General features: G+C 70.4%; 1 protein-coding gene and 1 pseudogene (1 of these 2 running past the window's edge). Both read left to right on the top strand.

Annotated elements, in window-relative coordinates:
• Nucleotides 1–9,902 (top strand): annotated as a pseudogene (locus BBK82_RS57170) (type I polyketide synthase); it begins 13,621 nt to the left of the window's first position.
• Nucleotides 9,853–14,223 (top strand): type I polyketide synthase, encoded by a 4,371-nt coding sequence (locus BBK82_RS55530; protein ID WP_065920691.1) that lies wholly within the window; start codon nucleotides 9,853–9,855, stop codon nucleotides 14,221–14,223. The pseudogene BBK82_RS57170 and the gene BBK82_RS55530 overlap by 50 nt, the downstream one beginning before the upstream one ends.

Genomic DNA, 14,223 nt, shown 5'->3' with positions numbered 1-14,223 from the left:
CGACGACGAAGCTGTTCTTCCGCAAGCGCTTGCCGCCGACGAACCGCAGCTGCGCGTCCGGGAGAGCAAGCTCTTCGCGCCACGGCTGCAGCGCGCGCAGGCTCAGCAGGACGTCACGTGGGAGAGCCCGGTGCTGATCACCGGAGCCGGTGGGCTGGGCGGGGTGATCGCGCGGCACCTCGTCGCGTCGCATGGCGTCACCGAGCTGGTCCTGGCCAGCAGGAGCGGGCAGAAGCCCGCGTGGGTGACCGAGGTGGATGCGACGGTCAAGGTCGCCAAGTGCGACGTGAGTGACCGCAAGGCGTTGCAGCGGTTGCTGAAGAAGCATGACGTCCGCTCGGTCGTGCACACCGCCGGCGTGCTCGACGACGGCACGATCGAGTCACTGACGTTAGACCGTCTAACAAACGTGATGAGGCCCAAGGTCGACGCGGCCTGGCACCTGCACGAGCTGCTGCCGGACGTGCGGCTGGTGCTGTTCTCGTCCGCGGCGGGCGTTCTCGGTGGTGCTGGTCAGGGCAACTACGCGGCGGCGAACGCGTTCCTCGACGCGCTCGCGAGTCATCGGCCGAACACGGTCTCGCTGGCGTGGGGCACGTGGGAGGCTTCGGTCGGTCTGACCGGGGCGTTGACCGATGCCGATCGTGAGCGGCTGGTCCGTGCCGGGATGCCGCCGATCACGCCGGAGCAGGGTGTCGCGTTGTTCGACGCGGCGGTGTCGAGTGGTGAGGCCGTGTTGTTGCCCGCGCGGCTCGATCTCGCGACGTTGCGGGCGCGGGGCGAAGTTCCGGCGTTGCTGCGCGGCCTGATCCGGACACGTGCGCGTCGTGCGGTCGCCGGGTCGGACGCGGCGTCGGGACTCACGGCGAAGCTGCGGCCGTTGAGCGCGGAAGCGCGGCTCGAGGCGTTGCTGGAGCTGATCCGCACGCAGGTCAGCGCCGTGCTGGGGTTGGACGGTTTCGACGCGGGGCGGGCGTTCCGCGACCTCGGGTTCGACTCGCTGACGGCGGTCGACCTGCGCAACCGGCTCACCGCGGTGACCGGCCTCCGGCTGCCGGCGACGCTCGTGTTCGACTACCCGACGGCGCACGTGCTGGCGGCGTTCCTGCGCGACGAACTGTTCGGTGTGGACGGTAGCGCGGTCGTCGAGGTGCGTGCGGTCAGCGACGATCCGATCGTGGTCGTGGGCATGGCCTGCCGGTTCCCCGGCGGGGTCACGACGCCGGAAGAGCTGTGGCAGCTGGTGGTCGACGGGGGTCGACGCGATCACCGAGTTCCCGGCGGACCGCGGGTGGGACCTCGACGCGTTGTTCTCCGGCAACGAGGTCGGCACGTCGTCGACACGGCTGGGCGGGTTCCTGCACGACGCGGGCGACTTCGACCCGGCGTTCTTCGGGATGTCGCCGCGGGAGGCGCTGGCCACGGACTCGCAGCAGCGGTTGCTGCTGGAGACGGCGTGGGAGGCGTTTGAGCGGGCCGGGATCGACCCGGTGTCGTTGCGGGGCAGTGCGACCGGTGTGTTCGCCGGTGTCATGTACAACGACTACGCGCAGCTGCTCGGCGGCGAGTTCGAGGGGCACCACGGAACCGGGTCGTCGCCGTCGGTCGCGTCGGGCCGCGTGTCCTATGTGCTCGGTCTGGAAGGGCCGGCGGTCACGATCGACACGGCGTGTTCGTCGTCGTTGGTGGCGATGCACCTGGCTGCGCAGTCGCTGCGGTCGGGGGAGTCGTCGCTGGCGCTCGCGGGTGGTGTCGCGGTGATGTCGACGCCGGCGACGTTCATCGAGATCTCGCGGCAGCGCGGGGTGTCGGCGGACGGGCGGTGCAAGGCGTTCTCGGAGGGGGCTGATGGCACCGGGTTCTCCGAGGGGGTTGGTCTGCTCGTGCTGGAGCGGCAGTCGGATGCGCTGCGCAACGGGCACAACGTGCTCGCGGTGCTGCGCGGAACGGCCGTCAACCAGGACGGTGCGTCGAACGGCCTGACCGCGCCGAACGGTCCGTCGCAGCAGCGGGTGATCAGGTCGGCGCTGGCGTCGGCGGGGTTGGCGCCCGGTGATGTCGACGCGGTGGAGGCGCACGGGACGGGTACGTCGTTGGGTGACCCGATCGAGGCGCAGGCGTTGCTCGCGGTGTACGGGCAGGATCGTTCCGAGCCGCTGTACCTGGGGTCGGTCAAGTCGAACATCGGGCACACGCAGTCGGCGGCGGGTGTCGCCGGTGTGATCAAGATGGTGCAGGCGCTGCGGCACGGGATGCTGCCGCGGACGTTGCACGTGTCCGCGCCGTCGTCGCACATCGAGTGGGATGCCGGTGCGGTTTCGCTGCTGACTTCGGCGCGGGAGTGGCCTGCGGTTTCTCGGCCTCGCCGGGCTGGTGTGTCGTCGTTCGGCATCTCGGGGACGAACGCGCACGTGATCTTGGAGGCGCCGGGCTCGGGGATCCCCCCGATTTCCAGCGTACCGGCTGAAACCGCTGGTCAAGGGACCTCGGCAGAATCTGTGGACAACTCGGCGGGTGTGGACAACTCGGGTGTTGTGGATCTTCGCGACGCTGGCTTGTCGGCCTCTCGTGGGACGATTGGAGTGGGGACTTCGCGTCCCCCCAAGGGGGCCCCGCTGGTTGTTTCGGCGAAGTCCTCGGCATCGCTGCGCGCTCAGGTCGAGCGGATCAAGGCGGTCGTGGCGGGTGGGGCCGATGTGAACGACGTCGGGTTCTCGTTGCTGGCGCGCAGCCGGTTCGACCACCGGGCGGTGATCATCGGCGACGACGTGGTCGAGGGGACCACCGTCGAGGCCGGTCCAGGGCCCGTGTTCGTGTTTCCCGGGCAGGGCAGCCAGTGGCACGGCATGGCGGTCGACATGCTCGACCAGGACGAGACGTTCGCACGCTGGATGCGGGAAGCCGACGAGGCGATCGCCAGGTATGTCGACTGGTCCGTGCGGGACGTGCTGCGGGGCGGCCCCGAGCTGCTCGAGCGGATCGAGGTCCTGCAGCCCGTGCTGTTCGCCATCATGATCTCGCTCGCCCAGACGTGGCGTGCGAACGGGGTCGAGCCCGCCGCGGTCGTCGGTCACTCGCAGGGTGAGATCGCCGCCGCCTACATCGCGGGCGCGCTTGACCTCGACCAAGCCGCGCGGATCGTGGTCAAGCGGTCGCAGCTGTTCGCGGACGAGCTCGTCGGCAACGGCGCGGTCGCCTCGATCGCGCTGCCCGCCGGCGAAGTGAGCGAACTGCTGCCACAAGAGCTTGCGATCGCGGGCGTGAACAGCCCGCACGCCTGCACGGTCGCTGGCGCCGTCGCGGAGCTGGAGAAGTTCGTCGAGAGCTGCACGGCCAGGGATGTCCGGGCCAGGATCATCGGCTCCACGGTGGCCTCGCACTGCGCCCAGGTCGACCGGCTGCGCGACCGGATCCTGGAGCTGTTCGCGGACATCAAACCGCGTACCAGCACCGTGCCGTTCTACTCCACGGTCACCGCGACCAGGATCGACACCGCCACGCTCGACAACGAGTACTGGTTCCAGAACGCCCGCCAGCCGGTCAGCTTCGCCAAGGTCGTCGACCAGCTCGTCACCGACGGCCACCGGGTGCTGATCGAGTCCAGCGCGCATCCCGTGCTGATGCTCCCCGCCCAGCAGACCGCGGAGGCCAAGGGCGCGGAGATCGTCGCGATCGGTTCGTTGCGCCGCGACCAGGGCGACCGGTTCACCACCTCGCTCGCCGAGGCCTGGGTCGCCGGGCTCGGAGTCGAGTGGCGGATCAGCGGCCACCGGATCCCGCTGCCCACCTACCCGTTCGACCACCAGCGGTTCTGGCCGGAACCACTGGTCAAGGACACCTCCGACCCGGTCGACGCCGAGTTCTGGGAGCTCGTCGACAACGGCGGCCTCACCGAGATCGGCGTCCAGCAGGACGTCGCACACACGCTCGCGCAATGGCGCAACCGCCGCAAGTCCGAATCCACAATGGACACCTGGCGCTACCGCGACCAGTGGACGCCCATCACCGTCTCCGGCTCGCCGCAGGGGCAGTGGCTCGTCGTCACCGCCGGCACCAACGCCGACGACGTGCTCAACGCCCTCAACGCCACCCACCTCGACGTCGACGAGCAGATCAGCCGCGCCGACCTCATCGCCCGGCTGCCCGAGACGATCGACGGCGTCATCGCCATGACCGGTCTGCGGGCCACGATCACGCTGGTCCAGGCCCTCGCCGAAGCCGGCGTCACCGCACCGGTCTGGGCCGTCACCCGCAACGCCGTCGCGGTGGGCGACGAGCCGGTCGACCCCGCGCAGACCGCGATCTGGGGCCTCGGCCGGGTCGCCGCACTCGACCTGCCGCGCCGCTGGGGTGGCTTGATCGACCTGCCCGAGAACGTCGACCCGCAGCGGCTCGCCGCAGTGCTCACCGGCACCGAGGACCAGGTCGCGATCAGGGCCAACGGCGTCTTCGCCCGCCGTCTGATCCGCACGACCGCTCACCACAGCCCCGACTTCCAGGCCACCGGCACCGTCCTGATCACCGGCGGCACCGGCGCGCTCGGCGGGCACGTCGCCCGCTGGATGGCCGAGGCGGGCGCCGACCACCTCGTGCTCACCAGCCGCCGCGGCCCCGACGCACCGGGAGCGGCGGAACTCAAGGCAGAGCTCGAAGCCATGGGCCCGCGCGTCACCATCGCGGCCTGCGACGCCGCCGACCGCACGGCCTTGACCGAACTCCTGCAAGGCATCGACGACCTCACGACCGTCGTGCACGCGGCCGGCATCGGCACCGGCGACGCCCCGATCGACGAGATCCGGTACGAGGACGTCGAAGCACTCCTCGACACCAAGATCACCGCAGCGCGGCACCTGCACGAGCTCGCGCCGACCGCGCGGTTCATCTTGTTCTCGTCGGGCGCGGCGAGCTGGGGCAGCGGCGGCCAGCCCGCGTACGGCGCTGCCAACGCCTACCTCGACGGCCTCGCCCACCTGCGCCGGTCGCAGGGCCTCAAGGCGACCTCGATCGCATGGGGTGCCTGGGCCGACGCCGGCATGGCCGCCGACCACGGCATGTACGAGGCGCTGCAACGGATCGGCATCGGCGCCATGCCGCCGGAGCTCGCGATGAAGGTGCTGCGCCAGGCCGTCGCCGACGACCAGACCCAGCTCACCGTCACCAACATCGACTGGGCCAGGTTCGCGCCCAGCTTCACCGCCGAACGCCCGAGCCCGCTGCTCGCCGGCATCCCCGAGGTCCGCGCGGCGCTCGCCGAGGAACCCGTCGAGGAGTCGGAGCTCAAGCAGAGACTGGCTCGCCTCACCGACGCCGAACGCGACCGCGCGCTGCTCGACCTGGTCCGCGCCGAGGCCGCGAAGACGTTGGGCTACGCCGAAAGCGACCAGGTCCCGGTCGGCAGGGCGTTCCGCGAGCTGGGCTTCGACTCGGTCACCGCCGTCGAGATGCGCAACCGCCTCAAGACCGCGACCGGCCTCGCGCTGCCCGCGACGCTCGTGTTCGACTACCCGACCGCAACCACGCTTGCGCAGCACCTGCGTGACGAGCTCTTCGGTGGCGCGCAGCAGGTCGAGGTGCGCGCGGCCATGATCACCACCGACGACCCGATCGCCATCGTCGGCATCGGCTGCCGGTACCCCGGTGGCGTGACGACGCCGGAAGCGTTGTGGGAACTCGTCTTCGAGGGACGTGACGTCATCTCGACGTTCCCGACCGACCGCGGCTGGGACCTCGGCAACCTCACCAGCTCGACGTTCGAGGGCGGGTTCCTCGACGCTGTCGCCGACTTCGACGCGGGCTTCTTCGGCATTTCGCCGCGTGAGGCCGTCGTGATGGACCCGCAGCAACGACTGCTGCTGGAAACCTCCTGGGAAGCGTTGGAACGCGCCGGCATCGACCCCGGCACGCTCAAGGGCAGCCTGACCGGCGTCTTCGTCGGCACCACCGGCCAGGACTACGAGTCGCTGCTCAACCGCTCGCTGGAGGAGACCGGCCCGTACGCGACGACGGCGTTCTCCGCCAGCGTCCTGTCCGGCCGCATCTCCTACCTGCTCGGCCTCGAAGGCCCCGCCGTCACCATCGACACCGCCTGCTCGTCGTCGCTGGTCGCCATGCACTGGGCCGCACACGCCCTGCGCAACGGCGAATGCGACCTCGCGCTGGCCGGTGGTGTCGCGGTCATGACCACGCCCAACGCCTACACCGCCTTCACCTCCGCCGGCGGGCTCGCCCCGGACGGGCGCTGCAAGGCGTTCGCCGAGGCCGCCGACGGCACCGGCTGGTCCGAAGGCGCGGGTGTCGTGCTGCTGGAACGGTTGTCCGACGCGCGGCGCAACGGTCACGAGGTGCTCGCGGTCCTGCGCGGCTCGGCGATCAACCAAGACGGCGCGTCGAACGGCCTCACCGCGCCGAACGGCCCGTCGCAGCAACGCGTGATCCGCCAGGCGCTGGCGAACGCGGGCCTGCGGCCGTCCGAAGTGGACGCGGTCGAAGCGCACGGCACCGGCACGACGCTGGGCGACCCGATCGAGGCACAGGCCGTGCTCGCCACCTACGGCCAGGACCGCTCCGAACCGCTGCTGCTGGGCTCGATCAAGTCGAACCTCGGCCACCCGCAGTCCGCGGGCGGTGTCGCCGGCGTGATCAAGATGGTCATGGCGCTGCGCAACGGCGTGCTGCCGCGGACCCTGCACGTTGACGCGCCGTCGTCCAATGTGGAGTGGCAGACCGGCAACGTCGAGCTGCTCACCGAACGACGCGAGTGGCCAGCGAACGGCCATCCGCGCCGGGCCGGCGTCTCGTCGTTCGGTGTCTCCGGCACGAACGCGCACGTGATCATCGAGGAAGCACCCGACCACGTGCCGCCGACGCCGGAAGTCACGACCAGCGCCGCCGTGGTGCCGCTGGTGGTGTCCGGCCGGTCCGAGGACGCGCTGGCCGACCAGCTCGCCCGTCTCGGCACCGTCGGCGCGGCACCGCTCGACCTCGCCTACTCGCTCGCGGTGTCGCGCGGCCACTTCGAGCACCGGGTGGTGCTCGTCGACGGCGTGGAGATCGCCAGGGGAGAGGCCGCCGAACGCTACCTCGCGCTGCTGTTCACCGGACAGGGTTCGCAGCGGCTCGGCATGGGACGCGAGCTGTACGAGCGGTTCCCGGTGTTCGCGGCGGCGTTCGACGAGGTGCTTGCGCACCTGGACCCGGCGCTGCGGTCGGTCATGTGGGGCGAGGACGCGGAGGCGTTGCACCGCACCGGGAACGCGCAGCCGGCGATCTTCGCGCTGGAGGTCGCGCTGTACCGGCTGGCGGAGTCGTTGGGGATCAGGGCCGACCGGCTCGCGGGCCACTCGATCGGTGAGATCGCGGCGGCGCACGTCGCCGGGGTGTTCGGTCTCGAAGACGCCTGCAGGTTGATCACCGCGCGCGCCTCGTTGATGCAGGCGCTGCCGAGCGGTGGCGCGATGGTGGCGATCGAGGCCGCCGAGGACGAGATCACGCTCACCGACGGCGTGTCGATCGCGGCGGTCAACGGACCTGAGGCCGTGGTCATCGCCGGGGTCGAGGACGAGGTGCTCGCGATCGCGGCCCGGTTCGGTGACCGCAGGACGAAGCGGCTCGCGGTCAGCCACGCGTTCCACTCACCGCTGATGGACCCGATGCTGGACGACTTCCGCGCGGCGATCTCCGGCATCGAGTTCCGCGCGCCGCAGATCACGTTGGTGGTCAACGGTGACGTCACCTCGGCGGAGTACTGGGTGCGGCACGTCCGGGAGGCGGTGCGGTTCCACGACATCGTGCGAGCGCTGGACGGCAGCACGTTCCTGGAGATCGGGCCCGATGGTGTGCTGTCGGCGATGGTCAGCGGTGTCCCATTGTTGCGCAAGGACCGCGGTGAGGAACAGGCGCTCGTCGCCGGGCTCGCTCGGCTGCACGTCAGCGGCGCGCGGGTCGACTGGGCGGCGTTGTTCGAGGGCACGGGGGCGCGGCGGGTCAGCTTGCCGACGTACGCGTTCCAGCACGAGCGCTACTGGCCGACGGTGCTCGACGCGCAGCCTCCGGTGAAGTCCTCTGTGGACTCGTGGCGGCATCGCGAGTCGTGGGAACGGATCGAGCCTTCCGGTGCGGTTGGCGGTACGTGGCTGGTCGTGGGGGCCGGTGACTTCGCTGACGAGGTTGCGGCGGCGATCAACGGCACGGTCGTCGCCGAGCTGCCCGAGACGCCGTTCGACGGGATCGTGTCGTTGCTGGCGCTGGACTCGTCGGTCGACGAGAACGGCGTGCCGGGTGGCGTGATCGCGACGATGAAGCTGATCCAGACGTTGGCGCGCAGGGGTGTGAGCGCGCCGGTGTGGGTGTTGACCCGTGGTGCGGCGACCAGTGCGACGCAGGGCGCGGTCTGGGGCCTCGGCCGGGTGGCGGCTCTGGAACTGCCTGCTCAGTGGGGTGGTCTGGTCGACGTCACCGGCGATGTCGGTGCGCTGGCCGGGGTGCTGGCGGGTGACGAGACCGAGGTCGAGATCCGGGCCGACGGTGTGTTCGCCCGCCGCTACGACGCTGCCGCGCCGACCGACGCGATGTGGGAGCCGCACGGCACCGTGATCGTCACCGGTGGCACGGGTGCGCTCGGCACGCACGTCGCCCGCGACCTGAAGGCGCGCGGTGTCGAGAAGATCGTGCTGGTCAGCCGGCGCGGTCTTGATGCTCCAGGTGCTGCGGAGCTGCGTGACGAGCTGGGCGCGGAGATCGTGGCGTGTGACGTCGCGGATCGGGCGGCCGTTGCCTCGTTGCTGCGTTCTCACTCGCCTGACGCGATCGTGCACACCGCTGGTGTTCTGAGCGATGGCGTGCTGGAAGGCCTTGCGCTGGAACGGTTCGCGGACGTGTTCCGGTCGAAGGTCGCGTCGGCGTTGGTGCTCGACGAGCTGACGCGGTCGCTGGAGCTGGACGCGTTCGTGCTGTTCTCGTCGGTCGCGGGAGCCTTGGGCAACCCCGGCCAGGCGAACTACGCGGCGGCGAACGCGGCGCTGGACGCCATCGCCCGCGACCGGCGCGCCGCGGGGCTGCCCGCGACGTCGATCGCGTGGGGTGCGTGGGCCGGTGCCGGCATGGCCGACGCGGTGGGCGCTGACCACGCGATCACCATGCGGCCCGAGCTGGCGGTGGAGGCGATGTGGCGGGCGGTCGCGGAGGACGCCCCGACCGTCGCGATCGCAATCCTGCCGGAGAAGCCGAAGGCTCGTAAGAAGGTAGTCGCTTCCGGTGATGTGCTGGAGGTGGTGCGCACGGCCGTTGCCGGGGTGCTCGGCTATGCCGGGCCGCACGCGGTGGCAGCGGACAAGGAGTTCCGCGACCTCGGGTTCGACTCGCTGACGGCCGTAGAGCTGCGCAACCAGCTGTCAGCGGCCACCGGCAAGACGCTGCCCGCCTCTCTCGTGTACGACTATCCGACGCCGCGCCGCCTTGCCGACCACCTGCGTGGTGGTGCCGTGGAGGAGGAGGTGACCGCGGCGCGCGCGGACGAACCGATAGCCATCGTCGGTATGGCGTGCCGTTTCCCCGGTGACGTCAACACGCCAGAGGAGCTGTGGCAGCTGCTGCTGGACGGGCGTGACGGCATGGGTGCGTTCCCGGTCGACCGCGACTGGGACGTTGAATCGGTGCTCGCCACCTCGGTGACGCGTGAGGCCGGTTTCCTGAGTGGCACCGCTGACTTCGACCCGGCGTTCTTCGGGATTTCGCCGCGGGAGGCGTTGGCGATGGACCCGCAGCAGCGGTTCCTGCTGGAAACGACGTGGGAAGCCCCTCGAGCGCGTTGGCGTCGACCCTCTCTCGTTGCGCGGTTCGCAGACTGGTGTGTTTGTGGGCACCAACGGCCAGGACTACGCCACTTTGCTCACGTCCTCCGCTGAGGACACCGAGGGACACGCGGCTACGGGCCTCGCGGCGTCCGTTATCTCCGGGCGGCTCTCGTACACGTTCGGCTTTGAGGGACCCGCGGTCACCGTCGACACGGCTTGCTCCGCCTCTCTCGTGGCCATGCACCTCGCCGTGCAGGCGCTACGCGGTGGTGAGTGCTCTCTGGCCGTGTCTGGTGGCGCGACCATCATGACCACGCCTTACGCCTTCGCCGAGCTCACGCGGCAGGGTGCGCTGGCGGCTGACGGCCGGTCGAAGGCCTTCTCCGACGACGCCGATGGTGCCGGGTGGTCCGAGGGCGTCGGCATGGTCGTGATGGAGCGGCTGTCGGATGCCGTGCGCAATGGGCATCGCGTGCTGGCGGTGGTGCGTGGGTCGGCGGTGAACCAGGACGGTGCTTCGAACGGCCTGACCGCGCCGAACGGGCCGTCGCAGCAGCGGGTGATCCGGTCGGCGTTGGCGACGGCCGGCTTGTCGCCTGCGGATGTCGACGTCGTGGAGGCGCACGGCACGGGTACGGCGCTGGGTGACCCGATCGAGGCACAGGCGTTGTTGGCGACCTACGGCTCGTCGCGGTCGACGCCGTTGTGGCTGGGGTCGGTGAAGTCGAACATCGGCCACACGCAGGCTGCGGCGGGTGTCGCGGGCGTGATCAAGATGGTGCTGGCGCTGCAGCACGGCGTGCTGCCGCAGACCTTGCACGTGTCCGCGCCGTCGTCGCACGTCGACTGGTCGGCGGGCGCGGTCGAGCTGCTGACGTCGGCCCGGTCCTGGGCGGCGAACGGTCATCCGCGCCGGGCGGGCGTGTCCGCGTTCGGCATCTCCGGCACCAACGCCCACATGATCATCGAGGAGGCGCCGGGGATCCCCCCGATTTCCAGCGTACCGACTGAACCCGCTGGTCAAGGGGGTGCGCCGGAATCTGTGGACAACTCGGCGCCTGTGGACAACTCAGGCGTTGTGGATCTTCGCGACGCCGGGCTGTCGGCCTCCCGTGGGACGATTGGAGTGGGGACCTCGTGTCCCCCCAAGGGGGCCCCGCTGGTTGTTTCGGCGAAGTCCTCGGCTTCGCTGCGCGCTCGTATCGAGCAGGTGCGCGCGCTGGAGGGCGATGCGAACGACATCGGGTTCTCGCTGCTGACGACGAGGTCGTTGTTCGACCACCGTGCGGTGCTCATCGGTGATGAAGTGGTGCAGGGCGTGGCTCAAGAGAGTGCGCCGGTGTTCATCTTCCCCGGTCAAGGCTCACAGTGGCACGGTATGGCTGTTGAGCTGTTGAACGAAGATGAGACGTTCGCTCACTGGATCCGCGCATGCGATGAATCGATCGGCAAGCTGGTCGACTGGTCGGTTGTCGACGTGCTGCACGGCGGGCCGGAGCTGCTGGAGCGGATCGAGGTCTTGCAGCCGACGTTGTTCGCGGTGATGGTCTCGCTGGCCCAGACGTGGCGCGCGAACGGCGTCGAGCCGGCCGCCGTCGTCGGCCACTCGCAAGGGGAGATCGCCGCCGCCTACATCGCGGGCGCGCTCAGCCTCGACGAAGCGGCCAAGATCGTCGTGCTGCGGTCCCAGCTGTTCGCCGACGAGCTCGTCGGCAACGGCGCCGTCGCCTCGGTGGCCCTCCCGGTCGAGGAAGCGAGCAACCTGATCGAACAGTGGCCCGCCCTGTCGATCGCAGGCATCAACAGCCCCACCGCCTGCACGGTCGCCGGAGCACTCCAAGAGCTCAACGAGTTCGTGGAGCTGTGCCAGAGCCGCGACATTCGCGCACGGGTCGTCGCCTCGACGGTCGCCTCGCACGGCCCGCAGGTCGAGCCGCTCAAGGACCAGCTCAAGACCCTGCTCGGCACGATCACCCCGCGCAGCACGGACATCGCGTTCTACTCGACCGTCAAGGCCGAACGCATCGACACGGCAAGCCTCGACGCCGACTACTGGTACGAGAACGCCCGACGGCCCATCGAGTTCGTCGCCATCACGCGGCAGCTCATCGCGGACGGCTACCGGATGTTCGTCGAGTCGAGCCCGCATCCGGTGCTCGCGATGTCCGCGCAGGCCACGGCCGAGGCGGACGGCGCGGAGATCGTCACGGTCGGCTCGCTGCGCCGTGACCAGGGCGGCAGCCAGCGCTTCACGACGTCGCTCGCCGAGGCGTGGGTCGCGGGCCTCGACGTCCGGTGGAGCTACCCCGGCGGCCGCAGGGTCGACCTGCCGACCTACCCGTTCAGCCGCAGCCGGTTCTGGCCCAAGGCGGCGCCGAAGCAGGAGAACGCAGCTGACAGCGCGTTCTGGCAGCTCGTCGACAACGGCGAGCTCAGCGAAGCGCTCGGCGTCGACACGGCCGCCGTCCTCCCGGCACTGCAGGAATGGCGCGCGAAGCAGCAGGCCCAGTCCACAGTGGATGGCTGGCGGTTCCGTGACTCGTGGCAGCTCCTGCGCGGCGTCCAGGCCACCGGCATCACCGGCACCTGGCTCGCCGCGGTCCCGGAGACGCCCGACGAGTGGGTGGAGCAGGTCCTGGCCACGTTCGGCAACGACCTCGTGAGGATCACCGTCCGTCCCGACGCCGAACGCGCGCTGCTCGCCACCGAACTCGTCGGCCTCGAACCGGTCGGTGTGATCTCGTTGCTGGGCATCGACAACACCCCGCACACCGAGTTCACCTCGACCCCGCGTGGCCTCGCGCTGAACGTCCTGTTCCTGCAGGCACTCGGCGACGTCGGCAGCGCCGCGCCGTTCTGGGCGGTCACGAAGCAGGCGATCTCGACCACAGCCACCGATCACGTCGAGAACCCGGCACAGGTCGCGCTGTGGGGCCTCGGCCGGGTCGCCGCACTCGACCTGCCGCGCCACTGGGGCGGCCTGGTCGACTTGCCGGGAACGATCGACGGTCAATCAGCCCAGGGCCTGGTCGCCGCGATCACGAACGAAAGTGGCGAAGACCAGCTGGCCGTGCGCGAGAGCGGCGTCTACGGCCGCAGGCTCGTGCCGGCTCAGCGCGCACCGAAGCCGACCGAGTGGAACCCGCGCGGCACCGTCCTCATCACCGGCGGCACCGGCGCGTTGGGCGGCCACGTCGCCCGCTGGGTCGCCGACCGCGGCGCCGACCACGTGCTGCTCACCAGCCGCCGCGGCGACCAGGCGCCGGGAGCGGCGGAACTGCGTGCGGACCTCGAAGAACGCGGCGCCCGCGTCACCATCGCGGCCTGCGACGCCTCGGACCGCGACAGCCTCAAGGCGGTGGTCGACGCGCATCCGGACATCACCGCCGTGGTGCACGCGGCCGGCATCGTCGAAGGCAACGCACCGACCGACGTGCTCGGCCTCGACCAGCTGGACCGGTTGCTCAAGGCCAAGATGACGAGCGCGTGGCTGCTGCACGAGCTGACGGGCGAGCTGGACGCGTTCATCCTGTTCTCGTCCGGTGCGGCGAGCTGGGGCAGCGGCGCGCAACCCGCGTACGCCGCCTCCAACGCCTACCTCGACGGTCTCGCGCACTTCCGACGTTCCCACGGACTCAAGGCCACGTCGATCGCCTGGGGTGCCTGGGCGGACTCCGGGATGGCCTCGGAGAACGAGGAAGGCGCGGAACAACTGCGCCGCCGCGGTGTGCACACGATGAAACCGGACCTCGCGATCACCGCGCTGCAACAGGCGGTCGAGGACGGCCACACGTCGTTGACGATCACCAACATGGACTGGGAGAAGTTCGCGCCGAGCTTCACGGCGTCGCGGCCGAGCCCGTTGCTGATGGGGATCCCGTCGGTCCAGAAAGCCCTGGAAGAGCCGGAGACGACCGACTCGGGGCTCAAGGAGCGGCTGCTGGCGTTGCCCGAGGCCGAACGCGCACGCACGCTGCTCGACCTCGTCCGCACCGAAGCCGCGGCCACGCTCGGATTCGACAGCGCGGAGGCGTTCGGGCCGGCCAGGGCGTTCCGCGACGTCGGGTTCGACTCGGTGACCGCGGTCGACCTGCGCAACCGGCTCAAGGCGGTCACCGGCGTGGCGCTGCCCGCCACGCTGGTGTTCGACTACCCGACCCCGCAGGCGCTGGCCCAGTTCATCCGCACCGAGCTGCTGGGCGAGGTCGCGGCAGCCGACGACCCGGAGGCGCACATCCGCGAGGCGCTCGCCTCCATCCCGGTCAGCCGGCTGCGCAAGGCCGGGCTGCTGGACCTGGTGCTGCAACTCGCCCAGGACAGTGGGGAAAACAACAGCGCCGGAGATGTTGTGCTTGCAGCCGAGGCGGAATCGATCGACGACATGGACGGCGAAGCCCTCCTGCGTCTGGCGATCGGAGACGCCATGGACTAG

Origin of the sequence: Lentzea guizhouensis, from assembly GCF_001701025.1 — a bacterium.
Lineage (GTDB): Bacteria > Actinomycetota > Actinomycetes > Mycobacteriales > Pseudonocardiaceae > Lentzea > Lentzea guizhouensis.
Note: the sequence above shows the minus strand (reverse complement) of the source record. Positions and strands in the feature narration are given on the sequence as shown.